We start from the raw sequence: 26,845 nt of genomic DNA on the forward strand, positions 1-26,845 counted from the left end.
TAAAAATAAATTATCAAGCTTAAATGAAAAGTCCTTTAGGCTTGAAAAAGACATACAACGAATATTCGAATCCAATTTGTCACAAATAGCCCAATTAACCTTAATTAAGTCGGAGTTTAGTATCAAGCACAATCGAATAGATACATTGGCATTTGATCAAGAGAATAAGGCTTTTGTGATTATCGAATATAAGCGTAGTCAGAGTTATTCAGTGGTGGACCAGGGTATCTCTTATCTCAATCTAATGTTGGACTATAAGGCTGATTTCATAATTGAATATAATGAAACCCAATCTAAGGTTCTCAAACGTAACGATTTGGACTGGTCACAATCCAAGGTGATGTTTGTTTCTACTTCATTCACTGAGGTACAAAAACAGTCTACTAATTTTAAGGATTTGGCTATTGAACTGTGGGAAATTAAACAATATGAAAATGATATTGTGCTTATTAATCCTATTAAAAAGACAAAATCAGCACCAAATATCAAGCAGGTACAAGGGGTATCTGATTCTGAGATTGCCAAGGTAACTAGAGAAATAAAGGTATTTACTGAAGACGATCATTTGAAAGATAAAAGTGATGATGTCGTAGAATTGTATGAGGCATATAAGCAAGCTATAGTTAATCTAGTGCCTGATGTAGATATAGAAGCGAAGAAGTTATACATTGCTTTTAAAAAAAATAAAAATATTGTGGATATCGTGGTGTTGAAGAATAGCTTGAAGCTGTTTATTAATTGTAAGTCTGGTGATTTAGATGATTCTAAAGATTTGATGAGAGATGTATCTGCTGTAGGACACTGGGGTAATGGTGATTATGAAGTTGTTGTTGCGGACACAAAGGATTTGGAGTATATCATGAGCTTGATAAAACAGGCAATTTAAAGTTTATAAAATTACTAATCGATTATGACACCAATAAAACCGACAATATATCTTTTAAAAGAAGATGTGACAGATCCTACAAAACTTTTTAAACAACGGCTTAAGAGTAAAGTAGAGAACGGATGTACGCTTTATTATAAAGCTAGTACTAGGAATACTCCAGACTGGGCAGAGTTTATTGTAGATAGTTTTGAGCTAGGGTCTAATCCATTCCAAAATTCTTCTACTTATGCTGTTGTGATAATCCAAGTCAAAAATCGGTATTTTGCTATACCATTTGGAATGGGGATGCACTTGATTGATCTCACTAAGATTGAATATAATTTTGGATTAAAAACAGCAATTAATACAATTCCTAAAGAAGAAATACGCCAATTAGATACCACTAAACCAGAATTGAAATCTCAAAAAACAAAGCGGCTAGCAGCTGTTGGGACTACACCAGAGGATTTCGAAATTAATAAGGAAAGAGAGATATTGAGAGGAATTGTAGGAAAGGTTCCCAGAAAATTGGAAGTAGGAGAAAGTTTTGAAGGTCGTGATAGCTTAAGAACAGGAAAACCAATTAGCTCGCTTGCAGAATTAAAGAAATATGTCAACAAAATATACCGACTATATCTAAAAGACACATACAAGCAAGACTATCCCTGGATTGATAATATTTCGCTTGTACGAGATAAAAAACAAGAAGAGAAGTTGCGTAAATTGCTTGCAAAAGAACTGAAAAGTGGGAAGCTGGATGAAGTTTATATTATTCCCCCAGTATTTTTTAGTGAGGATGTTGAAATTAAAGGATTTGCATTTACTACTGGAGATGGAACACATTTAGATAAAAAAAATGTTTTCGAAATGCCGTCCATATCGGACTGGAAGAAGAACGTTGGAGATCAAAGAAAAAAAATAACCATCGATACGCTGGACAATTTCAAAATTCATGAAATTAAAGAAGGAGATAAGGGAAGAACTTGGTTATTGGAGAGATCATTGTCATGGGAAGTAGATTTACACGGGAATAGATATATTCTTTCTGAAGGAAGCTGGTATGAAATCTCCCCAACTTTTTATGCTTTAATAAGTGACTACTTCAAAAAAAGAGTTATTAATACAAGTTTATTTTTGCCAATTCCAACAAAAAGTAAAATCAAAGAATCAGAATATAATAAAGAAATTTGTGATGCATTAAAAGGAAGATATCTTTTTGATTTAGGACATTCTGATGCGAAGTTAAAATATATAGGTAAGGACCAAAATGAAGTATGTGATGTGTATGACTGTAATACTAACACGTTTATGCATGTTAAAATGGGGAAATCCTCGTCAAGTCTGAGTCATTTATTTCAACAGGGGAATTTCAGCGGCATGGCTTTAAAGCAAGATGAAAAGTTATTAGATCAGTTTATTGATCATTTAAAAGCTGATAAATATAAGAATGCAAATTATTTAAAACCTTTAAAAACGTCAAATCACACAATATTATTTATAGCCGTGGTTGATAAGGGAAAGAAGCAGGATATTCCTTTCTTTAGCAAAATAACTTTTTTTCATGTTACTAATAGAAGTTTGGAATTTGCGGGTTATAAATGTCAATTTGGCTTTGTTGCCTTACCTTAATTCGTCTTTTTCCACAAGTATTTCCATTGAGCAAGTAGCATAAATAAAGTATATTCAAGCCTTTTATTGTTTAATTGCCACTATTCAGACTTTTTAATGATGTTTTTTAACATTATGAGCTAATTTTTATTGCTTAGTTTAAAGTATAAATAAAAAATCCCCTAATCATTCCCCTAAACTTCTAAAACAACAAAACCCACTGATTTCTCAGTGGGTTTTAATTTATCTTTGCGGAGAGGGCGGGATTCGAACCCGCGGTACCGTTTCCAGTACGACAGTTTAGCAAACTGTTCCTTTCGGCCACTCAGGCACCTCTCCGTGTTTCGACAGTGCAAACATAAAGTAATTATTTTACTCTACAAAGCCGATTTTACTAATTTTTTAACATTTTCAAGCCCTATAACCCAACCCGCTGAATCTCAATATATTTTTTATGAATCTTTCTTCTTGCTCAGATCGTAATCAATACGAACATGATAAATACTCTTCAACATCGCCTTGAAAATCTTCGATGCTTCCGTGATATCACGCATGGTGATATTCGAATTTGCGAATTGACGCTGCATCAGCTTATGATCGATAATCTTATCTACTAAGTTATTGATAGATTCCTCTGTAGGCTCTTTTAAGGCTCTTGAAGCAGCTTCCACCGAGTCAGCCATCATAAGCACCGCCGTTTCCTTAGAGAACGGCACAGGGCCAGGATATTTGAATATAGACTCATCGATCACCTTATCCGGATTATCCTTTACAGCAAGGTTATAGAAGTAGTCCACTTTGGTCGTACCATGGTGCGTACGGATAAAATCAATCAACACCTCTGGCATTTGATGTTTCCTAGCCATTTCAATCCCCTTTAGCACGTGGGAAATAATAATTTGTGCACTTTGTTCCGGTGTTAGTTCCTCATGCGTATTATCATTTGTCTTTTGGTTCTCGATAAAGTAAAGCGGATTAATCATCTTCCCGATATCGTGATACAAGGCCCCTGCCCTAACCAGCAATGGATTACCACCAATCTTATAAATTGCAGCCTCCGCTAGATTAGCTACCTGTAGCGAGTGCTGAAAAGTACCCGGTGCTTTTAAAGATAACTCACGAAGTAATCTCGAATTGGAATTCGTTAATTCCATTAATGTCAAATCCGAAACTATACCAAATAACTTCTCGAAAGCATAAATCAATGGATAAGCCAATAGGGTCAATCCTACGCTGACTGTGAATGGAAGGATATCTACCCAATAGATACTGGAGAATGTGCCATTACGCGTCAATACCAGTCCCACATAGGCCATAATATAGGTAGCCAAAATAATAACCGAAGACACCAAGAACTGCTCCCTTTTCACTAAAGTCTTGATACTATAAATAGCAACCATACCGGCGGTAAATTGCAGGAACACAAAATCAAAACTATTTGGCACAAACAAACCTGCCACTAGGACCATCAGGATGTGAATATTCAAAGCAATCCGCGTATCAAATAACAACCTAAAGATGATCGGCACACTACAATAAGGTATGTAATACAAGCTTGGGATCTTCATCTTGATAGCCCAACTCAGTACCCCCAGCATCACCAGTATCACAATAAATATGATGAATAGCAGCCTATTATTATTGAAAATATCCTTTCGAAAGAAATATAAAAACACCATGAGCAAGGTCATGGCCAATGAAATCAATATAAAATGCCCAAAGGTGACCAGATTCTGCTCACCAGATATCCTGGATTCATCCTCATAAACCTTCCTCAGGGATTCTAACTTCTGGTAACTGTCGTTATTGATGATTTTACCCTGTTCGGCAATCAATTCATCCTTCTGTACCATCCCCCGGGTGGTCGAAATATTTGCCAGAGCATTTTGTTCAACCTTATTCGTTTGGCTCTCGTTAAACACGAAATTGATCGTGATATAACTCTTGAGAATCTCGGCAAGCCAGGCCTTATGCCCTATATCCTTATTCCTGCTTAAAGCATCCTTGATATAGTGGTTGGCCGTTTCGATGGTATAGGAATCGACTGTATTTTTCTGCTGGGCGATGTTATCATGCACCAGCACAAAATTATATTCCATCGCTGTAGGGTCATTCTTTAAGGAATCATCCCCCTTTATTTGGTATCGATTATTGAGGGAAATTACCCCACGATCATAAATATAATTGAGCAGAGCATTCCCAACGGCTCGATACTTATTGATGTCGGCACCTTCCGTAGAATCCAGTTGACTAGCTTGCCATTTTTCATTTAAATCGGTATTGAACTGATCGATCTGCTCCTTACTGGCTACATCGTTCAAGTTATAGATAGGCTGAACCGTATTCAGAATATGTTGCCTATCCCTTGTCAGCTCTTCTGGTGTTTTTAGGATAGCAAAATTATATGGTGAAGTAAGGTTCTCATGATTCCAAGGCTTCCCTTTTTGGTATTCATACCTAAAACGTGGTTGCTTTGGCAAGAAAATACAGATTAAAACGATGGTAAGCACCACCATTCCATATTTCCACAAGGTAGAATTATTTTGTAGTTTATCCTTTGGGTAATTGATTTTCAGCTTTGCCACAATATCGATTTAATACACTTATTCAACAAATGTAATTAATTTCGTGCAAAACAGCTTCTTTTATGGCGCAAAGCCCAAAAGACTGAATGACACCTCTATTTTAGATCAAAATAGAAAATATTTAATAATTTGTAACCTTTTATTCATTTGCCAGCACTAATGGATAAATTCAATAAATCATGGAAAAAGTATTAGCCGTTTTTATCCCGATCGCCTTTTTTATCTGCGTGGTCCTCTGTGTATTCTTCATTAGTAAATACCGTTCAGAGACCATCACCAAACTAGGCGGACCAATTCCAAAACTACCAAGTTCACCATTTCCTTGGAAAAAACTAGGTATAGTAATTATCGGATTTGGAGTGGGAATCCTTATCTCCAGTTTGATCTTCGAACTACAGATCCTTCCAAACAGCTCATGGCCAGGATTCATCTTTACCGGTATCACTTTGTTGACGGTTGGTGGATCAATGATCATTGCAGATGGAATTAAAGAAAAGGATCAAAATCAACTGAATGGATAGTCTTTACATCGACAAAGTCCTTTCTGGAGATCGCCATGCCTATGGGTATTTTATCAATACGTACAAGGACATGGCTTTCGCCATTGCCATTTCTCTGGTTAAAAACGAACTATTAGCCGAAGAAGTAGCACAGGAAGCCTTTGTTCAAGCCTACCTCTCTTTAAGCCGATTTAAAAAAGAAGCAAAATTCAGTACTTGGTTCTATAAAATTGTGGTCCATACTGCTTATAAGGCTCTTCAAAAAAATAAAAATGACTTATTGAATCTAGACTCTGAAGTCCAAGATGTTCAATTTGAAGAGCATGCTTTAAATCAAATTCTCGCTGAGGAAAGAAAACAAGTGATCAATGATGCCTTACTCCGAATCCCCGGACAAGAAGCATTAGCACTCCGCTTGTTTTACTTGGAAGAACTCTCTCTAAAAGAACTAACAGAAGTAACCGGATGGACAGAAAGCAACTGCAAGGTCATCTTGCACCGAGCAAGAAAACGCCTAGCCCAACAATTGAATAGCTTATTAAAACACGAATACTATGGATAATCAGGAAAATAAAATAAAGCAAATCATGAAAATGGCCGAAGTAAAAATGCCTTTTCAAGATTTTGATGAACAAGTATTATCTAAAATTCAAGCAATTGAAGAAGCACAACAACGTGTTACTCAATCTAGAAAATACAGCTTAATTAGTTTTGCCTTTGGAGCCATATTTGGAATAGCTTTCAATTATCTCGTAAGCAAAGCTCTAGAAGAAAGTGTATCCGATATCCAAATAAAAACAGCTATTCAATTCGCTTCCCAATTTATCTATATCATTTTTATTATCATTTTATGCCATAAGATTCTCCGACTTCGAGAACTGCAAAGAACTAAAAAACTACACTCCTAATACTACCAACGCACTTTTATAAAAAAAATAGAATTATTATATATAGTATTACTAATATTTCGTAGCTTTACTAAAAAACAACAATACTATGATAAAGTCGATTCTATTCTTCGCCACCCTACTCACAGCATTCAGTTTATCTGCTCAAGAGAAACCATTGGCTAAAGTGCATTACAACTTTAAACATGTCAATGACACGAACCAACGCGATCAACCCATACGCGATGAAGTAGTAACTTATTTAGGACAACACAGTACTTACTACACCAGTTATTCCAACAGCCGTGTCAGTGAAGAAATTAAAAAAATACAAGCAAGTGCCGGATTTGATGGTAACATCAAATTAACCAAATCGGCTAGTCCAATTTCAAGATACATTTTATTAAACACAAATGATAAAAGCTTAAAGGAAATACCTCGGGTGGCTATGGATTTTTTTATTTTAGATACGAAATATCCAGAGCAAGATTGGGAAATCCATGAGGAAACCAAAGAAATTGGTGGATATACCTGCCAAAAGGCGACCACAGATTTCAAAGGTCGTCATTATACTGCATGGTTTACTACGGAATTACCCTTCCCTTATGGGCCTTGGAAATTACATGGCTTACCAGGCTTAATTTTATCAGCTTCCGATGACAAAAACGAAGTTTCATTTGAATATGAAGGATTTGATAAGATGCCTGAGGACACGAATATTAAAATTGAATTTCCAATGGGTGCTATTGAATCTACGGAAGAAAACATTCTAAAATTACAGAAAGCATACGAAGCCAATCCGCAAGCATACATGCAATCTAAAATTGGAACAACTACGCGCTCTGGGGCTAAAATAACAAACATAGTCGTTGGAGCAAGAGCCAGCTCAAGCAGTTCAGCTTCCGGTATAAAAGGTATTTCCATTACCTCAGATCCAAATTATAAACCATCCAAAATCACGAATAACCCTATTGAATTAAAACCATAATTTCTTAGAATGGTATTTCGAATCTTCATCAGCATCCTCCTTACTTGGCTTGGATCCATCCTGCTTGGACATGCCCAAAGCATAAAAGGTTATCTATTGGATAAAAAAACCAATAAACCCATACCTTCTGCCAGTGTTCTATTGAAGTCGGCAGAAGATAAGATAATTGGATTTAAACCATCCGATAGCAATGGTCATTTTACCATTAATGCTAGCAAGGCAAGTACTGGCGCTTACTTGGAAGTTAATCATCTTGGGTATAAAAAAATAATCCATAAGTTGGTAAATTTCCAAGAAGAGGTTTCATTGCTTATGTCACCCAATAGCACGCTATTAGATTCCATTGTGGTCAAATCTAAACCCGCCATTCAGCGTTATGGTGACACCACTGCCTATAATGTGGAGAAATTTGCTACAGGTATGGATCGCTCCATAGGCGATGTGCTCAAAAGAATGCCTGGTATTGAGGTTTCGGAAAATGGATCTATTAAGTACCAAGGAAAACCCATCTCCAATTTCTATATCGATGGAGATGACCTATTAGATGACCGGTATAGCATCGGTACGCGAACCATCCCACATAAAATGGTGGAAGACATTCAAGTCATCAATAATCATGAGCATTTAAAGGTCTTAAAAAACAAGCGATTTTCTGATAATGTCGCGCTCAATTTAGTGATTAAGAATGATGCTAAACTAAAAATGACTGGTGAGGTAAAATTAGGAGCTGGAATACCAAAATTATACGATACAGAAGTTAACAGCATTTTATTCAACAAGAAATTCAAAATGCTGAATGTATTGCAGGGAAATAATGTCGGTAATAACCTAAGCTCTGATTTCATAGGTTTTAATCAGGCTTCTATCTTAGCAAAACTTGGGCAGTCTCCGATAAACAACCTCCTATCCTTAGGAACAATTGGAAATCCAGCCATCAATGCGACCTATTATCTGCAGAATAATCAAGGCTCCCTAAATGCCAACAACCTAGTCAACTTAAAAAAGGATTGGCAGTTAAAATCCAATATCCAAACCATGTATGGTGGAATAAAAAACAATTTCAAAGGAACTACCAAATACCTAAGCTCGGGGTCTATCATTGAAATGAATGAAATACAAGAGGCAAAAACAACCGATTGGTTGACTTCTTTACGTTTTACTGCCAGTAAAAACACAGAGGAGCAATATATCAACAACCAGTTGGCCTTCGAGTATGAATCAGAAGAAGGAATAGCAGATATCCTTAGCAATGACCTAAGAAATCATGGTCAGCGAGATCATAAAATAAGGGGGTTCTCTAACCGCTTTAGCTATGTGCCTAAAATCAAGAAGGATCATATCATTGACTTTAATTGGCAAATGGATTATGGCAATAAACCACAAACATTAACCTTGATGCCTGGTGTATTTCCAAATGAACTAAACCAAGGCCAAGCTTATGATGCAAGCATACAATATGTAGAAGTCCCAACCCTATTTTCAACAGCGAACCTAGGCTATCGACTACCTAACAAAACCATCATTCAGAATTACTCCATTGGAGCTTTACTGGACAAACAGAACTTAAATTCTCATATTGCCATTTCGGAAAACGGACAGCAAACGAACCTCCTGCAAGACTCCATGCAAAATGCTATGGATTGGTCCAGATATCAAATCACTGCCAAAGCCCAATATGAATGGATTAAGAAACGTTTTTCTATCCAATTAGACCTCCCCTTGAGCTTGCAATACACCAGCTATCAGGATGATTTATTTCGCATCGATGAAAATCAGAATAAGCTCTTATTTACACCAAGCTTTAACTTTAAGTATTTCATTGGAACAGAAGATGACTTACAATTCACTGCCAGTAGAGGAAATACTTTTGGAAACATAGAAAATGTGTATCGAGGTGTATTGATTCGTAATTACAGAAGCTTATCCAACAATATTGCAGACATCAATGAGAACCGAAGCAATAGATTTTCCTTGGATTATCGCCTTGCTCGAACCATCAAAATGATGTTTTTTAACGCGGGTATTAGCTATAGCCAATCCATTTCCAGCAGCATGATGGCTGATGAGATTACCGAAAATAGCTCCCAAACCCAATTAATTGATCGAGAAAACCAAATCAATACGGTGAATGCCAGAGTAGGATTTGACAAGTTTATTTTCTCCTTGGCCAGCTCTTTAAAATTAGCAGCAAACTGGTCGATGACCGATTACAATCGCCTATTTAATCAAGGATTACTTGCCTATAAACAATTTAATTACGGATTCTCCAGTAGCATTGAAACCAAAGTATGGAAAAGCCTCAATCTTTCTTACAACGGTTCCTTCAACCTATCCGATAACCGTCAAGTACAAACAGGTCCAGATCAAAGCCGAAAAACTTTCCATATCAACCAAAACTTGGCTTTACCCATATACTCTTTCAATGCACTATACCTTCGCTTTGCTGCAAGACATCAATTCGTTCAGCAAATAGGCATGAACGACATCAACTATGTCTTCCTTGACGCCTTCGCCCGATACCGCATCAAAAAACTAAATACCGATATCGAGCTAAATCTTCAAAACTTAGCCAATATCAAAACTTATGAAACTTATTTGATTAATGCCAATATAGAACAGCATAACCAGTATCAGTTAAGAGGAAGAACAGCCGTGTTGAAGGCGGTGTTTAATTTTAAATGAGACCGCTTTGTGGAGACCGCTGCGCTGTTAGACATAAGATATGAGATCGCTGCGCTGTTAGATAGAAAATTTATTGAATTATGGAAACGGTCGAAGCATGCTTCGACCCTACCGTTATGAGGTTAATTGCCAATATTTTCACGATTGTTTGTAGGGTCGATGCATGCATCGACCGCTTAAAATTAAATTCTCATAAATTCCTTAAATTGAATTATCTCGGGCGGACATTCCGATCGTTTTCATTGGAGATGAATCTCCTTCTTCAAACTCACTCAGTACCGCCCCTACCATACGTATTACCTAGATAGTTTCCTAACCGCCCAATAGCAGCCCTGCGTAGGGGCAGCACTAAGCGCAGCGGAATGTCTGCCCGATGAAAAAATAGTATTAAGTTGATAGACCAATTTTATTATCCCGCCAATAGGTCTAAATACTAAATACTAACTACTAAATACTGCCCTTCGGGCACCTCATTCCTTGGCCAAAAATGAAATATCCTGAATCTCCAGAATATTTTTGTTATAGCCGTCAAGTGAGACATTAATCATTGCCTTCCCGACTTCTGTCAAGGTCAAAAAATATGCTTTATTAAAAGGGCGCATGATGGGATATAGAAAAGAGATAACCTTAAAAAGGGGTTTGATATTTTTTGCTCCTTCGGTAGGTTTCATAAATGCGGGGCGGAAGTTATACACGGCTTTAAAAGGAAGTTTCATCAAATCGTTCTCGGTTTTTCCTTTTACACGAGCCCAGCTTACCCGGCCTTCTTCACTGCTGTCTGTACCACGACCTGAAACATAGCAGAAAACCATATTCGGATTGATCGCAGCTATACTTTTTGCAAAATTCAGCGTCAGTGAATAAGTCAATTTATAGTATTCATCTTCCGATAAGCCAATGGAGGAAACTCCAGCACAAAAATAACAAGCATCATAATCCTTTAAAGAGTCCCCTAATGACGATAAATCATTGAAATCGGACAAAATAACCTCCTTAACCTTAGGATCTTGAATAGCATAAGGCTTTCGGTTGATTAATAGGATCTCCTCAACGGATGGGTTAACCAAACATTCCTGCAAAACCCCTTCCCCAACCATACCAGTCGACCCCGTTATTATGACCTTTATTTTCATAGTTGAACTCTTGTTATATCTATTCGACAGATAAAAATCATAATCGCATAAATTGTTCCAATTCAGCCATCAAAACTAAAAAACTAACATTTATTACCGGATATGATAAAAAATAACTCGTTATCCATTAAAATTATAGCACTTATTAAGCAACAAATGGTGTTTTTCTCCTTAATATCCTACAAACAATTCTGAAAAATCCAATTTCCTTACACCATAAATTAACTCCATTAACATCAAATGCTTCTAGCCTAAAATAGCCATAGAATCAATCTTAATAAACACAAATTATTAGCTTATAAAACCATAATTTTCACCTATTTAGGTAATTGAAAGAAAAAACCAGCAGTTTATTTTATTTACATCTAATTTTCCATCATAACAAGGAATGCCAGACAACAATTTTTAAGCTAAATGTGGTAAAATAGCACATTGTACGACTATTTATATTTATACGCTCGTTATATTTAACAGCAACCTAAAAAGCAATTATATTTGACCCAACAAGAATTGCTATTTTGGAATTTAAACGAAAAAGAGATAAAGTAAGCGACAGCATTGGTAAGACCATCATGTCCATTTTTTTGTTGGTAATTGTTTCCTTCGTTTTTCCGATAAGATTTGCCTTATACAGCCTTATTATTACACTCTTAATAGTCTGTACTGTAAACTTCCGCACGCGAAGAATTCCCAAAACCATTTTTATAAAACTTTACAGCACCTTTGTGTTGGTATATATTCTTTTGCAGATCTGTTTATCCATTTCGCCTTACATTAAGGTTCAAGAGTTTCAATGGAGTCATAAGAATTGGAATAAGACAAAAATGGAAATCCAAGAGATTGAAGCCCATAACTTCCAGGGATTTAAAAGTAGTGGATTTGCGTATGTGACAGCAAATTATCAGTTTTTGCACCAAGGAAACACCATCAATACGATGGAGAAAAGAGCCCTTCGTCGGTATTTTCCACTTTGGACAAAATTAGACACATACCAAAAGAAAGAAGATATCATTCAACGTGCCAGCGATATTATTGAAAGCAATCAGCCCATTCTATTCGTTCATAAAAACGACCCTAATCAAACCCGATTATTCCTCTCCCAGGAATACCTTTACGTTAAAGGATCCATATTATACCAATTCCTTGGTGGAATGATATTAATATGCATCCTAATGATGGCCTCATTTGCTTGTTTAACTTTTTATTTAATTCGTAGAAAAATCTCCCAAAAAGCCGATTCAAATCAACTTTATCAAAAATTGATCATGAAGACAGAATCAATCTCCTCCAACAGGGAATAGCTTTTATCAATACTATTTACAAAAAATAGAGGCTGCACCTTTCGATGCAACCCCCACAACTAATCAAACCAAATTCTTGATTTCATACCGCTATTTCCAACCCCCTCCCAATGCTTTATAGACATTTACTACGGCACTTAATTGTTGCTTTTTGATTTCTACCAGTTCCAACTTGGCATCTAAAATATCACGCTGGGTCATCAACACTTCTAAATAGTCAGCTCTTGCAGCCTTAAACAAATCTGTTGACACCTCCATGGATTTATTCAATGCCTCCACCTCTTTATTCTTGTATTGATATCCACCTTCCAAATTCTGGATATTGGAAAGTTGCGTAGAGACTTCTGTATAGGCATTCAACAAAGTTCGCTCATAAGCATAAATAGCTTGAATTTGCCTAGCATTTGCTGAATTAAATTCAGCTTTAATAGCATTCTTGTTCAGCAGTGGAGCTGTAAGATCACCAGCCAAATTATACAATAAAGACTCTGGTAAACGGAATAAATAGCTAGGTTTAAAAGCTTGAAGGCCTAGACCAGCAGTGATATCCAATGATGGATAAAATTCTTTTCTAGCGACTTGTACATCTAACTTCGCTGCCACCAGTTCATGTTCTGCTTGCAGCACATCAGGCCTATTTGTCAATAATTGACTCGGTATGCCCGTTTTTACCATCGCTGGTACTTGCTCCATAAAACCAACGCTTGAACGTTTAATCACTTGAGGATAACGACCCAATAGAAAATTAATTCGATTTTCTGTTTCCTTAATCTGTTGTAAAGTAGCAAACTCAAGACCTTGCGTTTTTGCCAGCTCTGCCTCAAACTTCTTGACAGCCAACTCCGTTACCCTAGAAGCCTCCTTTTGTGCTTTTACGACTGCTAATGCCTTTTCTTGTAACTGAATATTCTGACGAATGATATCCAACTGATTATCAAAAGTCAATAGTTCATAATACGAATTAGCCACTTCCGCAATCAATGAACTCAACACAAAATTCTTTCCTTCTACAGTTGCCAAGTATCGATTTACTGCCGCCTGTTCTGAATCTTTCAATTTCTTCCAGATATCAACCTCCCAATGCGCAAAGGCACCAATACTCAGATCGCCCAATGGATCAGGCATTTCATGACCAGGTGTTATCTCCGTGGCTGCATCTCCAGCTCCCTGAGAAGTATATCTACCCACCTTTTCCAATCCAGCTCCTGCTTTCAAGCCAACAATAGGCTTTAATGCACCTTTCCGCAAGAGCACATCATTCTGTGCAATTTCCAATTCTTGTAAAGTGATATTGAGCTCCTGATTATTTTTTAAAGCGGTATCTATTAAATCCACCAATGCCGGATCCGAGAAGAAGGAACGCCATTTCACATTGGCCGAATTTAACGTGTCTGCTGGCAATTTATCTTCCTCAAAACTGCTAGGCAACTGCTTATTTTCTTTCTTTTGGGTGGCTTGAGGTACTTTACAAGCATGTAGACCTAGGCCAACTAGACCTATCCCCAACCAAGTTTTCAAATTCATTTGCTTAGTGACCATCTAGATTTTCTGTTAAAGGTGATTCGTCTTCGTGTTTAATTAATTTCCTTTGGGATGCAATGGTTCCAAAAATATAATAGAGACCTGGAATAATCAGCACCCCGAATAGTGTACCGAAGAGCATCCCTCCTGCTGCTGCTGCACCGATTGTTCTGTTCCCTAAGGCTCCAGGACCAGTAGCCAATACCAAAGGAATCAAACCTGCAATAAATGCAAATGAGGTCATCAAGATTGGTCTAAAACGTACCTGCGCACCTTCCATCGCCGCCTCTAAAATGGTCAACCCTTGGCTATGCCGCTGTGAAGCAAACTCCACAATCAACACCGCATTTTTACCCAATAAACCGATCAACATCACGAGTGCGACTTGTGCATAGATGTTATTTTCCAGATGCATTATTTTCAGGAGAAAATATGCCCCGAATATCCCAACTGGTAAGGACAGGATCACAGCAAATGGTAAAACAAAACTCTCATACTGTGCTGCTAGGATCAAATAAACAAAGCCCAAACAAATCAAAAATATGTAAATAGCTTGATTTCCTCGTCCTACCTCATCCTTAGAAATACCAGCCCAGTCAATGCCATAACCGCGTGGCAAGGTTTTCTTGGCAACTTCATTAATCACATTAATCGCCTCCCCTGAACTGTAGCCTGCAGCTGCTGAACCCGAAATTTCCGATGCCATATACATGTTGTGTCTCGTGATCTCCGATAAACCATAGACCTTCTCCATGCGCATAAAGGCAGAGAATGGAACCATTTCATCTTTATCGTTCTTGACATACAACTTCAGCACATCCTCAGGCAATGCTCTATACTCTGGTAATGCTTGAACCATCACCTTGTATTGACGGTCAAATTTGATAAAGTTCGTCTCATAATTACTACCCACTAAGGTGGATAAGGTGTTCATCGCATTCTCAATCGATACACCTTTTTGCTGGGCGATATCATTATCAATCTTCAACATATACTGCGGGAAACTTGCCGAATAAAAGGTGAAAACTGAGGATAATTCCGGTCTGTTATTTAGCTCTTTCACGAAGTCTTTACTGACCTGTTCCATTTTCTGGAAATCATTCGTTCCATTTTTATCCAATAAGCGAAGTTCAAAACCACCTGCAGCACCATAGCCTGGAACAGCTGGGGGCTGGAAGAATTCAATGGATGCCCCTGGGATTCCTTTGGCTAAGTCTTCTAACTGCTCCATAATCTCCTGCGCAGATTCCTTCCTTTCCGACCAATCCTTTAAGTTAATCAACAAAGTTCCTGTGTTGGCTCCAGTACCTTCCGTCAAGATTTCATAGCCCGCTAAGGATGATACCGATGAAATACCATCTATCTTTTCCGCCTCATCTTGCAGTTTATTTGCTGCCTGATTCGTACGCTCTAAGGTGGATCCCGGAGGAGTCTGTATAATGGCATAGATCATCCCTTGATCCTCTGAAGGAATAAAACCTGTAGGAACTGAATTGTTTAAGAAGAATGCCCCAATACAGAACCCAATGAGAATAAGGAAGGTCAACAAGCGTTTGCTAACAATCTTTTTCAATACGCCCATATACCGAAAGGATATCTTATCGAATCCACGGTTAAAGCCTGCCAATAACTTGTCAATAATCGACTGCTTTTTGTTTTCGGCATGATGATTCCTTAACATGATAGCACAGAGTGCAGGTGTTAAAGTCAAAGCCACTATACCCGATAAGATAATGGAGGTCGCCATGGTAATGGCAAATTGTCGATAGAATATACCTACTGGTCCAGACATAAAGGCTACAGGTACAAACACGGCAGCCATCAAAAAGGTAATGGCAACAATAGCGCCTGCAATCTCTCCCATGGCACGCTTACTCGCTTTGTAGGCCGAAATATGCTCCTCCTCCATCTTCTTATGCACCGCTTCAATGACGACAATCGCATCATCGACAACAATACCAATAGCCAATACCAAGGCAAATAAGCTGATTAAATTGATCGTTATCCCGAAGAATTGCATGAACATAAACGTTCCGATCAAGGATACTGGAACTGCAATAGTAGGAATTAAAGTAGATCGCCAATCTCCTAAGAACAAGAACACCACAATAGCAACCAGAATGAAGGCTTCCACCAAGGTATGCACCACCTTCTCCATGGAAGCATCCAAGAATCGCGAAACATCATAACTGACCTCGTAATGCAAACCTTTTGGAAAGCTCTGTGACAACTCTTGCATTTTGGCTTTAACGTCCTTAATGACCTGAGAAGCATTACTACCATAGGATTGCTTTAATACGATAGCTGCGGATGGTTTCCCATCCAATGTCGAATAGATATCGTACATAGCCGATCCGAAATGAATATCTGCAACATCTTTTAGCCGCAAAAGCTCACCATTTGAACTAGCCTTCAATACGATATTGCCATATTCGGCTTCGGTGGTATAACGTCCAGGATATTTTAGAATATATTCAAAGGACTGCGACTTCAAACCTGAGGATTCTCCTGTACGACCAGGAGAGGCTTCTAAACTCTGTTCTTCCAATGCCTTCATTACTTCTTCCGCTGAAATTTTATAGGCCGTCATACGGTCTGGCTTCAGCCATATACGCATAGCATAAGCACGGTTACCCAAAATATCCGCAACCCCAACTCCTGGCACACGCCTCAACTCGGATACGATATTGATATCCGCAAAGTTGTACATGAAGTTTCCATCTAAACTCTTATCCTCACTATACAAGTTAATGTACATCAACATATTGGATTCTTCACGCGTAATCTTCACCCCTTCACGAACCACAATTGGCGGCAATTTATTGACAACCGAGGCAACCCTATTCTGAATATTTAGAGAGGCTTGATTAGGATCGGTACCCAAATCAAATACCACTTGTATAGTAGCTTCACCATCATTACCAGCATCTGATGCCATGTATTTCATACCAGGCACACCATTAATAGCTCGCTCCAATGGAATAATCACCGATTTAATCATCAGTTCATTATTCGCTCCAGGATATTCCGCAGTAATATTCACCTTCGGTGGTGATATGGAAGGAAACTGTGTAACTGGTAGTTGTACCATGGCCAGTAAACCTAAGAACACAATGATCAAGGAGATCACGATGGACAGAACCGGCCGTTTTATAAATCGATTAAACATATTTCTATCTCTTTATTTCGTTATGACCTTATTCTGTTCGCATTTTTAGATTGGAAATGGCATCCTTCGGAGCGACCAAGCTGTACTTGATTTGCTCGTCTTCTTTCACCTTTTGCAGTCCTTCTAAAAGATATTTATCGGAAGTACTCAATCCACCCGATAGCACATATAGATCAGGAAGTACAGCAGCAATCTTAACCTCTTTTGAACTAACCTTTCCTTGTTTATCGACCAAAAAGACATACTTCTTATCTTGGATTTCATAGGTTGCTTTTTGTGGAATAATTAAGGCATGCTTCATGGGAACCGTCATTTGAATTTTTCCGGTTTCCCCATTCCGGAGTAACTTATTGGGATTATTAAACCGCGCACGGAAAGCTATGTTCCCTGTTTCATGATCGAATTCTCCTTCAATAGTTTCCATAATTCCGGATTCAGGTAATAACTCATTGTTTGCTAAGAGAAGATGCACATGATTATCTGCACGGTTGGCAACATGGGTTTGGTAATCCAAATATTCCGGTTCAGACACATTGAAATAGGCAAATATTTGCGAATTGTCAGAGAGACTAGTCAACAGTTCACCTTCATCTACTAAACTTCCAAGTTTCAAAGGAATTCTATCGATCGTACCATCAAATGGAGCTCTTACTTCTGTAAAATTAAGGTGTAAGCGTGCAATGGCTGATTCTGCTTTCGCTTGTTCCAATTTTGCTTTTGCCATCGCCAATTCATTGTTAGAAACAATCTGCTTATCCGCCAAATTCTTACTGTTCTCCACTTCAATTTCTGCTACTCGAACTTCAGCCATCGCCTTGTCCAATTCGGCTTGATACATTCTTGGCATTATGCGGAACAATAACTGCCCTTTCCGCACAAACTGACCCTCATCTACTAATATTTGCTCCAAATAACCTTTCTCCATCGCCCGTAGCTCGATATTACGTACGGACCGGATCTGTGACACATATTCCTTGGTAAAGGATGTGTCGATTTCTACTGCTGAAGAAACAGTATACTTCACTTCTTCTTCTTTTTCTGTTTTTTCGCTGTGACAAGCTACCTGACTAAACATAGCCAGTAAGCCCATGAATACAAAAACTCTGTTCATGCTAATTAATTATGGATGTTTGATTTGATTGTTGTAAAGATTGGAGAGGATAAATCCTCCATTACCAAGAACAGGACGGTAGAAAACAAAAGAAATGCAGCAACTTACCCTAGCCTAACTTATAGCAATCTAGAATCCTCGAACTTGATAGGAAAAAGGGTATTAAATTCGCAAAGAGCGTTGCGAAATAAATATGGGCTGTGTTTGTTGTAAAAGCTTATGAATAGCCAATCGCTGAGGAAGCGAATCGGGGAATAAGCGTAAGAAATAAAAGCAAATAATCCCTGCAAATAAGGCCATCTGCAAATGGTAGTCTTTCCACATTTGGAAATCTTCTATATCATGATCCATCACTACCTGATCATTATTATTTGTTGAACCAGATCCATGTTGTTGTGTATAATGATACTTGGAACTAAAATGGATTTGATTGGTATGATGAATATGGTTGTGTTGATCCATAAAACTGATCGTTGGTCGATCAGAATAATTGATGAGCTCATGACTATTCCCGCTCCTAATTAATAGGAAGCCTAGAAAAAGAATTATAGTGATGAGCTGTTTCATTACGGCGTCAAATATACTACCTGATTAAATATTTTAAATACCTTTAACAGAATTTAACTGTCATCTTTTCGTCAACCTTTTTTTAATCGTTTCAGCTTAAAAAATCCTTAAAAATCAAGTACTGATGCAGCCTTTTCTTCAAAAGATTCTACAGCTTAACACTTTAAAGGTTACAATGGAAGTTTAAAACCTTATTTTCTTAATCTGTAATAAAGTTTGCATCGACCAAAATACTATCTTTTAAATCGGCAGTATTGAACAAATAGCCTTTAACACTTCCTTTTACTACAGAACCATTTATGTCGTCAATACTTATTTTCAATGCTTTTTTGTTAGCAGGAGCCATATAAATTTTATCGACAACAGTAGAATAATACTTTTCAAAGACGGCTAATTTAACACGATCGAAATCTCTATTATTTGAATCATCACGATCCGAAAACAATTCGATAAGCTTTCCCTTGGAAATATTAGAAAGCAGTATATCTAATTTATAATTATAGGTATAATTTCCAGGTCTGTTCTCTCCACTTCCACCATCTATTACAACTTCAAGTTCCAAATCTTGACCTACCTTGGATTTTACAGGAGTTTGTAAAGGCGTATTTTCTACATGGAAACCATTTCTACCTACATCTCCTTTAAACATTCCCTGATATTTAATTGGCTCCAATTCTTCCTTTTTACCACAAGACAATAAGGACAAAAGTAGTATACCAGCTAATATTTTATTTTTCATGTTGTATTATTAATGTCAGTGAACTTAGAAAAGGTTTTTCTCTATTTCTGATTTTAAGGGAAGGTCTATTGTATTCATTCCATGAAACAGAGACTTTATAAACTTTAGAAAGATACTTTCTTTCTAAAGATGCGCAAGTATAAAAAATATTCATTGAAATAAGTATTTATATTTAGAATAACCCCTACCCTTCTTTTTGTTAAGAAATTATTAATCATATTAAATTTTCATTTCTTAACATACATCAATGTGCAGCCTTGGGAAAGCCTATACCTTTGTCATACAAACAAAAAGAAAAAACAAAATATTTAATAACATTAAAAAGAAAAAGAATATGGCAACTTGGAATTTAGACCCAGCACACAGTGAAATTGAATTTAAAGTAAGACACATGATGATCTCTACCGTTAAAGGTCAATTCAAAGCATTCGACATTCAAGTAGAAAACAATGGCGAAGGTTTAGAAAATGCATCTATTACTGTAGACATCAAAACTGACTCTATTAATACAAACAACGAGCAACGTGATCAACACTTAAAAAGTGAAGATTTCTTCGCAGCGGCTTCTCACCCATCTATTAAATTCGTTTCTACCAATATTGAAAAAGTAGATGAGGAAGATTTTAAATTAACTGGTGATCTTACTATCAAAGAAGTAACCAAACCGATTACTTTCGATGTAGAATTTGGTGGTATCAGCAAAGATCCTTGGGGTAATGAAAAAGCAGGTTATACCGTAACTGGTAAAATTAACCGTAATGACTTCGGACTTACTTGGAATGCAGCTTTAGAAACTGGTGGTGTAATGGTAAGTGATGATGTGAAATTCCAAGCTGAATTACAATTCATATTAGCATAATTTTATTTTCATATTTCTGAAAAGGGTTGGATTTTTATCCAGCCCTTTTTTGGTTTGATAACCCATATGTTTACTTTTAACAGAATGGCCTAGTCCCTAAATATCGTGGTCCGATATTCATTCTCTATTATAAATATTAAGTTTTCACTTTCATTTCATCTTTATTTATTTTCCTACATTCTAAGGGTTTTAACCCTACTTTCTTAGGGTTTGCTTTGTATCTCCTTCGGAACTCCTTCGGAACTTGTTCGGATCTCCTTCGGATCTCGTTCGGTTAGAAGCGAACGAGATCCGAAAGAGATCCCTATCAGATCCATGGAAAATCCGAAAGGGACATGAAGCAAACTGAAATAAAACGCATGGAATATTTAAACTATTCACTTGCAAAACAGTCTTAAAAATGAACTAACTATTTAAATGGAAAGAAACATTAAAGCTATAATTATGACCATTTGTCTACAGTTGATATTAACCAAAAATGGCTCATTGTGTTTTAAATCTTTTTGTAGCAGTTCTTTATCGTTTAACGTTTGATGGAGAACTAAGATATATGGCAAATTTGGTTTTAAACTATAATTAATAAACATTTAACTTAGGTCAATAATTAACATTATATTTGAAGAACTAATCACAAGGAATTTATGAAATTAAAAGCAATTACTACTACACTATTAAGTTTGGGACTGGCTGTTTCGTCATTTGCACAGGATGCAAATACGCGCAATCCAAACACGTATGAACCGGGGAGACGTTCACAGAATGTCTACTTTGAGATTTTAGGACCAGGGATTACTTACTCTTTTAATTACGACACCCGTTTTCAGAATACCTTAAATGGCTTAGGTGGTCGTGTGGGTATTAGTTATGTTTCTGTGGACAATGTAAGTGTGTTAACTGTTCCAATTGGAGTAAACTATCTTTTGGGTAAAAAAGGAAACTACTTTGAAATGGGTGCAGGAGCTACATTTGTTCATGCTAACGCTAAAGATGAACAAGAAGGTGACGGTGATGGAGTTTTCTTTCTAGACGGTGGTTCAGCTAGCAATGTGTTAGGAAATCTAACATTTGGATATCGTCGCCAACCGGTTGACGGTGGATTTAGCTTCCGTGCTGGTTTCTCACCAGTATTTGGATCAGGTGACTTTATCCCTTACTGGCCATACATTGGTTTTGGATATTCTTTTTAAAAGTATTTAATCTTTATAGCAAAGGCAACTCTCGGGTTGCCTTTTTTTATGGGAAATGTATGCCTAGTAAACCATTTATTTCTCGGAATACTTAGTAAACCTCTGCCTTTTTTTTAAACTTATTTTTAACAAAAATTAGGTTTTGCGATAAAAATCAATACTTAACTTTACTATTAATAAGCTTAAAACTAATTTAAACAACCCGTTATGAAAGTTATACCTAAAGTTAAACAGAGAAATACCGCATATTTATTTTCACTAAGCATGCTCATTCTTTTCAGTTTCAGTTCCTGTCAGTCCATGTTAATGCGTACTATGGGTATAAAATCCATTAAGGAATTTGATCAACCCCTATATGCAAAAAACGTTGAAAAATTAAAGAAAGGATTTGATTCTCCACTTAGCTCAGCAATTCTTACGGACACAGCCAGCGTTCGTTATATGGCATTGGTGGACTCTATTACGGTAAAAGATGCTTATCAACCAGTGCAAATTCTTTATTTCAAACAAGGCAAGCTTCAATCCTACCATGCGAATTGCTATGCTAAAGGAACAATCACAGGAAATTTGGATTGGACTGTTTTAGGCAGGTTTGACCAATACATACCCAGTTCCGTTAAACCTACACAACATGAAAAATGGAACTTACAAAAATTAAGTAATATAATGGATTTAGGACTTAGCGATCAGCAGGCATCTTCGAATGATGTCATTGTTTTGATATGGACGAGCGCTTTTATGAAGCAAGCTATGTCTGCAAAAGACGCTATTCAGGAGAATTTAAAATTAGCAGAAACTTCAACTCCATCCCCACTAATTGTCCTCGCCAATAATGATCATTTTTTTGCTCATGTGATGCGAGAAGAGGCCATTGAAGATCTGGTCAAAGATCGACTAACAGCAACAGAATACCAGAAATATCTAAAACATAAAGATCGTTAAATAAAAAAAGCCTACTTACTGCTTGACACAGTAAGTAGGCTTTATAACTTATTTAATTTATTAGTTGCTTATGGTATTTAAACTTTTATCTACCAAAATGGTGTCAATAGGTTTTAAATTGAATTTAACAGCACGTTTCGCCTTCAGTTTGATAATAAAGATATCCTCATTATCTGCTTTTAAGGTTTCCTTGTTCCCGATATTGATAAAGGTTGGATAAAGCGCTTTCTGACCATTGGTATGCAAACGATCATTAGTTAAATTCTCCATTCCTTTTAATTTGATATTTTCAATACCTACAAATTCATAATCTTGAGGACTATAAGGCAATGCAAAGCTTAAGGCATTTACCGCAGCTAGCTTATTTCCTTTAACATGTATTTCTACAATTTCATCCTTCGCATAATTTGCTTTTGGCGTACTGATACTCAAAGAACCCGCTAATTTATCTTGACCATCTAGTTCTACTCCTCCTTCTAATTGCGTGGCAACAACTGAAATATCATAAGCATCGATTAATCCATTTTTATTGATATCACCATTACTTACATAACCTTCAAAATCAGCATCACCTTGACGTAATCCGGTATAGTTGGTGTAAGATGTTAAGTCATTAATGTCAATTAATCGGTCATTATTGATATCTCCTGGCTTATAACTTTCCGTACCTGGCACTTTAAATACATAAAGCTCACGACCAGAACCAAAACCACCAAGTCCTTCACTAACATTGATCTTAATGAAACGAGCATTTGGTTTATCCTTAAACTCAAAACGTTTCTCGGTATCATTTGCTTCCCAATTGAAGTCACCGGCTTTTGTCCAGTTTTTCTGATCAGCACTATAGAACACCTCACCTTTTAATAAGATACCATTTCCGCGTCCAGAACGAGGTAAGTAATGGAATTTATCCAATTGGTTGAACGAATGAAGATCAATGATCATATCGAAAGGAACAGCTTTTTGTCCCCATTTCGTATGCCACATGTTACCCTCATCAAAATCAAACAACCTGTTTACACCCTCTGAACCTTGATTTGGAACAGATGTCTTAGCCGTAATACCTGTGATTGCGAATTGAAGTGGATTAGATTTCGTTGTTTTTTGGAAATCTTTCCAATCTGAAGCACCTTCTTTATTGACCGCACGGATTTGGAATTGGTAAGCTGTTTCAGGCTTTAATCCTTCAAATAAAAGTGTAGTATCTTGGATATGCGAGTAAAGCATATCATTGAACTTGATTTCATAATAATCTGCATTTGCCTGTTTTGTCCAAGTTGGAGATAATGTAAAGGCTTTGGTATTAGCATCGGTAATTTGAACATCAGCTGGAGCAGTCAATGCTCCTGTAGATTTCAAATAAGTGTTTGCTGGTGCATATTCAAATCCATTGATGACTGCAGAAACAGCTTCTTCCATGGTATTTACCTTCTCGACCTTGATGTAAACCAATGGATTTTTTACGATTGCAACCTTCGAGAACGGGCTTCCAGCAGTTGCAAACTTGTTTAAGTTAGGCTGTGCATCATAAAAATAAACATTCTCGCCAGCATTAAAGTCTGCTAATGTATTTACCTCTTTTAAGCTTACCTTTTTGCGTCCGATGTAAGCATTCACACGTTTAGGTTTCTTCGTAACATTAACGCGGAATTCGGTCGATTTATCCTTCACTTGTCCGTTAAACTCACCTACGGTTGGGAATACAGCAATCTTCACATTGCCTTTTTCATCCAATTCCGAATCGATACAAGTAGTCGAACCCGCACCATATTGGTAAGCTTGTGTTCTTCCATCATCATCGTATTCATTAAAAATGGTTTTTCCGTATGGGTAGATTTCGTAAATACGTTTATCCTGTTGGATTTCCTTAACATTGTTATTCGGATTCGTCATCGGAATAATTGCACCACGTTTGATGAAAACTGGCAATTTCCATATAGGAGCATCGAAATTATTCAGGATCGTATTTCCTGCATATTCTTCACCTGTAAAATAGTCGACCCATTTACCTTCAGGAAGGTAGATACCATTGCGGATATCATTGCCTAGGGTATCAACTTTAGTTTCTTGATATATTGGTGCTACAAGGATACTCGGTCCATAAAGGAACTGGTATTGCGTAGCTGTACCTTGCGTATATTGGTTTGGATAATCCAAGAACATGGCACGGATCATCGGTTTACCATCGATGGCTTCCTTAGCAATGCTATAAGCATAAGGCATTAACTCGGACTTCAACTTTAGGTAATGTCTGTTAATGGAGGTCACCGGTTCACCTAATGCATGCGGGTATTTCTCATTAGAACCCCAACCATCCATATTCAATTCCATAGGTGTGAAAGTCTTCCATTGGAAATCACGGGTATTCACCGTATTGTTCTTTCCGCCGAAAATACCATCCATATCAGAGGTAATATTTGGTTGACCAGAAAGCCCTGAACCGATATAGGTAGGAATGTGGAAACGAATATATTCCCATACACCACCTGTTTGGTCTCCAGACCAGATACCAGCATAACGCTGCGTACCTGCCCAACCATCTAGAGAAATAATGAAAGGACGAGCATCATTCCCATAATAAGGCATGATATGACCAACATCCGCCACACCGTTTAGTCCAAAAGAATATCCAGCTCCAACCCATGCAACGTCTGTTTTCAAAACACGAACACCCGCATCACGAACTTCTTTAACAATATCGCGTTGTAAAAGGGCACCAATGGAATCTTTAGGGTGTAAGTCAGATTGCGTCCATAAACCAATTTCCACACCATGCTCACGAGCATACTCTCCAAAACTTTTAAGGTTTTGAATATTACCATCTAAAGTTTCTGTCTGTCCATAACCAGCACCGTATCCATCATTTGGCAATACCCAACCTAATGGCATATCGTGATTTTTATAACGATCTACTACGGCACGAGCCGAAAATTGATAGTTGTTCTTTTCACCATTCAAGGACTCTTTCGTACCGCCTTCATTTTTCTGGCTTTCTTTATAACGTTTGCCATCTTCAAATAAGATTCCCTTTGGATCTTCTTTCCAATAGTCGCGGTTATATGCATTCAAATGTCCTTGGTAGAAACCAAACTTAGGAAGTAATACCGGATGACCAGTTAATTGATAAAAATCATTTAATAGACCTACTGGCGAATCACTTACGGTAATGAAAGCATCTAGGTAATCGGTTTCATGTTGAAGATTGACGATGCCTTTTTCTTTATTTCCGAAGTCATATCTTCCCTTTTTGAAGGAATACCACATGAGACTATAACCTTTACTTGACCAGTAATAAGGTGTAGGCGATGCTACCCCTCCGTCAGTCCAACTATTGGTATTTTCTATGGCAATGGATTTACCCTTATGCGAGAAACGTCCATTCTGAACACCTCCACCATAGAAATATTCATCAGGATGTTCTACAAATTTTAGGTTGACTTGTTTCTTGTCAAAAGTAGTTGCAGCAGCAGATTCCAAAACCAACTGCTTGTTTTTCTTATTGTATACCTTGAATTTAGTCGAAGCCTTATCAAATTCAACACGGATAGCTTCCGTTTCAATAGATGCAAGATTTGCTTCGTCTTTGACGGTTAATTCTTCCAATTTCTTCCTTGGATTATCCACCAGGATTTGAGCTGGCGGCTTGGCTTGTGGATCACGAAGTATCCCGCCATTATTATCTTGGAATAAGCGAAAGATATTATTTCCGTAAAAATCCATCGTTATCCGTTGATTATTGGATAATAACAGTTCAACAGTTGTTGGATTAATTTTAGAAATAGAAAGAATGTGTAAATCTCCGGGTTGTTGGGAGACAATGGTTTGAGGTTGATGTGGCAAAGCCACAGATGGACTGGCAAAAAACAACGAACAAGCTATTGCCCAGTACACCTTAGTGTGTTTGTTATGCATGTTATACGATCAATATAATTACTTCAAATACTGTTTTTCGATTGTAATCGTATGTTTTAAAATTAGGTGCCTAAAGGTAGTAAAGTTTGACAGAAAATAAACGACGGTTATTAATAAGTTACAAAACATGAGAGCTGAAATGTATGATATATACTACAATAGTTGAATAAATTTTAAGTAAAAGGTCTTCCGAAAACCAAATGCTTTAACGCACAGGCTACTTTACTTAAAAAAAGAGAAAAGAAAGAATTGTTAAATGAAAAAAAGGATTGGTTTTTGTGTTTAG

General features: G+C 37.2%; 19 protein-coding genes and 1 tRNA gene. 11 read left to right on the forward strand and 9 right to left on the reverse strand.

The features are described from left to right. Window positions 1–76 precede the first annotated feature (76 nt). Window positions 77–886 (forward strand): DUF5655 domain-containing protein, encoded by an 810-nt coding sequence (locus ACP6L2_RS06485; RefSeq protein WP_440508451.1) that lies wholly within the window; start codon window positions 77–79, stop codon window positions 884–886. A gap of 24 nt (window positions 887–910) precedes the next feature. Then, entirely contained in the window at window positions 911–2,497 is a 1,587-nt protein-coding gene (locus tag ACP6L2_RS06490; protein ID WP_440508452.1) for a DUF6119 family protein, read from the forward strand. A 231-nt stretch (window positions 2,498–2,728) separates the two neighbouring features. Here ACP6L2_RS06490 and ACP6L2_RS06495 read toward each other — a convergent pair. Both ACP6L2_RS06495 and ACP6L2_RS06500 read right to left on the reverse strand, forming a co-directional pair. Continuing rightward, window positions 2,729–2,815: transfer RNA gene (locus ACP6L2_RS06495), tRNA-Ser, on the reverse strand. 113 nt (window positions 2,816–2,928) lie between these two features. After that, complete coding sequence (locus tag ACP6L2_RS06500; RefSeq protein ID WP_440508453.1) at window positions 2,929–5,061, reverse strand: HD family phosphohydrolase; 2,133 nt, start codon at window positions 5,059–5,061, stop codon at window positions 2,929–2,931. Window positions 5,062–5,240: 179 nt separating this feature from the next. Between ACP6L2_RS06500 and ACP6L2_RS06505 the strand changes: the two genes are divergently transcribed. The 5 genes from ACP6L2_RS06505 (at window position 5,241) to ACP6L2_RS06525 (ending at window position 10,118) form a co-directional block, all read left to right on the forward strand. Next, window positions 5,241–5,582: a hypothetical protein gene (locus tag ACP6L2_RS06505; RefSeq protein ID WP_344674010.1), complete on the forward strand. Its 342-nt coding sequence runs from the start codon at window positions 5,241–5,243 to the stop codon at window positions 5,580–5,582. Further along, window positions 5,575–6,123 (forward strand): RNA polymerase sigma factor, encoded by a 549-nt coding sequence (locus ACP6L2_RS06510; RefSeq protein WP_440508454.1) that lies wholly within the window; start codon window positions 5,575–5,577, stop codon window positions 6,121–6,123. The genes ACP6L2_RS06505 and ACP6L2_RS06510 overlap by 8 nt, the downstream gene beginning before the upstream one ends. Then, complete coding sequence (locus ACP6L2_RS06515; protein WP_440508455.1) at window positions 6,116–6,469, forward strand: hypothetical protein; 354 nt, start codon at window positions 6,116–6,118, stop codon at window positions 6,467–6,469. Before ACP6L2_RS06510 ends, ACP6L2_RS06515 begins: the two co-directional genes overlap by 8 nt. Before the next feature lie 88 nt (window positions 6,470–6,557). Then, complete coding sequence (locus tag ACP6L2_RS06520; protein WP_440508456.1) at window positions 6,558–7,436, forward strand: GLPGLI family protein; 879 nt, start codon at window positions 6,558–6,560, stop codon at window positions 7,434–7,436. Window positions 7,437–7,445: 9 nt separating this feature from the next. Next, window positions 7,446–10,118, forward strand: coding sequence for a carboxypeptidase-like regulatory domain-containing protein (locus ACP6L2_RS06525; protein ID WP_440508457.1), 2,673 nt, complete (start codon window positions 7,446–7,448; stop codon window positions 10,116–10,118). Between the two features lie 470 nt (window positions 10,119–10,588). On the opposite strand, the gene ACP6L2_RS06530 is transcribed toward ACP6L2_RS06525, so the two are convergent. Further along, window positions 10,589–11,251 (reverse strand): NAD-dependent epimerase/dehydratase family protein, encoded by a 663-nt coding sequence (locus tag ACP6L2_RS06530; RefSeq protein WP_440508458.1) that lies wholly within the window; start codon window positions 11,249–11,251, stop codon window positions 10,589–10,591. Window positions 11,252–11,769: 518 nt separating this feature from the next. On the opposite strand from ACP6L2_RS06530, the gene ACP6L2_RS06535 reads away from it, so the two are divergent. Then, window positions 11,770–12,552 (forward strand): hypothetical protein, encoded by a 783-nt coding sequence (locus ACP6L2_RS06535; RefSeq protein ID WP_440508459.1) that lies wholly within the window; start codon window positions 11,770–11,772, stop codon window positions 12,550–12,552. Window positions 12,553–12,642: 90 nt separating this feature from the next. Here the strand turns inward: ACP6L2_RS06535 and ACP6L2_RS06540 are convergent, their stop codons facing one another. The 5 genes from ACP6L2_RS06540 to ACP6L2_RS06560 all read right to left on the reverse strand — a co-directional run bounded on the left by ACP6L2_RS06540 (window position 12,643) and on the right by ACP6L2_RS06560 (window position 19,659). Then, complete coding sequence (locus ACP6L2_RS06540) at window positions 12,643–14,091, reverse strand: TolC family protein (RefSeq protein WP_440508460.1); 1,449 nt, start codon at window positions 14,089–14,091, stop codon at window positions 12,643–12,645. Further along, window positions 14,081–17,242, reverse strand: coding sequence for an efflux RND transporter permease subunit (locus ACP6L2_RS06545; RefSeq protein WP_440508461.1), 3,162 nt, complete (start codon window positions 17,240–17,242; stop codon window positions 14,081–14,083). The genes ACP6L2_RS06540 and ACP6L2_RS06545 overlap by 11 nt, the downstream gene beginning before the upstream one ends. Window positions 17,243–17,270: 28 nt before the next feature. Further along, window positions 17,271–18,353 (reverse strand): efflux RND transporter periplasmic adaptor subunit, encoded by a 1,083-nt coding sequence (locus ACP6L2_RS06550; RefSeq protein ID WP_440508462.1) that lies wholly within the window; start codon window positions 18,351–18,353, stop codon window positions 17,271–17,273. A 162-nt stretch (window positions 18,354–18,515) separates the two neighbouring features. After that, entirely contained in the window at window positions 18,516–18,920 is a 405-nt protein-coding gene (locus tag ACP6L2_RS06555; RefSeq protein WP_440508463.1) for a hypothetical protein, read from the reverse strand. 199 nt (window positions 18,921–19,119) lie between these two features. Further along, a complete protein-coding gene (locus tag ACP6L2_RS06560) occupies window positions 19,120–19,659 on the reverse strand; it encodes a DUF5025 domain-containing protein (protein ID WP_440508464.1) in 540 nt (179 codons plus the stop codon). A gap of 334 nt (window positions 19,660–19,993) precedes the next feature. Between ACP6L2_RS06560 and ACP6L2_RS06565 the strand changes: the two genes are divergently transcribed. The 3 genes from ACP6L2_RS06565 (at window position 19,994) to ACP6L2_RS06575 (ending at window position 22,647) form a co-directional block, all read left to right on the forward strand. Beyond that, window positions 19,994–20,518: a YceI family protein gene (locus ACP6L2_RS06565; RefSeq protein ID WP_440508465.1), complete on the forward strand. Its 525-nt coding sequence runs from the start codon at window positions 19,994–19,996 to the stop codon at window positions 20,516–20,518. 641 nt (window positions 20,519–21,159) lie between these two features. Next, a complete protein-coding gene (locus tag ACP6L2_RS06570; RefSeq protein ID WP_440508466.1) occupies window positions 21,160–21,705 on the forward strand; it encodes a hypothetical protein in 546 nt (181 codons plus the stop codon). 207 nt (window positions 21,706–21,912) lie between these two features. Continuing rightward, complete coding sequence (locus ACP6L2_RS06575; protein WP_440508467.1) at window positions 21,913–22,647, forward strand: hypothetical protein; 735 nt, start codon at window positions 21,913–21,915, stop codon at window positions 22,645–22,647. Between the two features lie 60 nt (window positions 22,648–22,707). Here ACP6L2_RS06575 and ACP6L2_RS06580 read toward each other — a convergent pair whose 3' ends face one another. Next, complete coding sequence (locus ACP6L2_RS06580; RefSeq protein ID WP_440508468.1) at window positions 22,708–26,559, reverse strand: TIM-barrel domain-containing protein; 3,852 nt, start codon at window positions 26,557–26,559, stop codon at window positions 22,708–22,710. Between the last annotated feature and the right edge of the window lie 286 nt (window positions 26,560–26,845).

Origin of the sequence: Sphingobacterium lactis (assembly GCF_051951495.1) — a bacterium.
GTDB classification, from domain to species: domain Bacteria; phylum Bacteroidota; class Bacteroidia; order Sphingobacteriales; family Sphingobacteriaceae; genus Sphingobacterium; species Sphingobacterium lactis_A.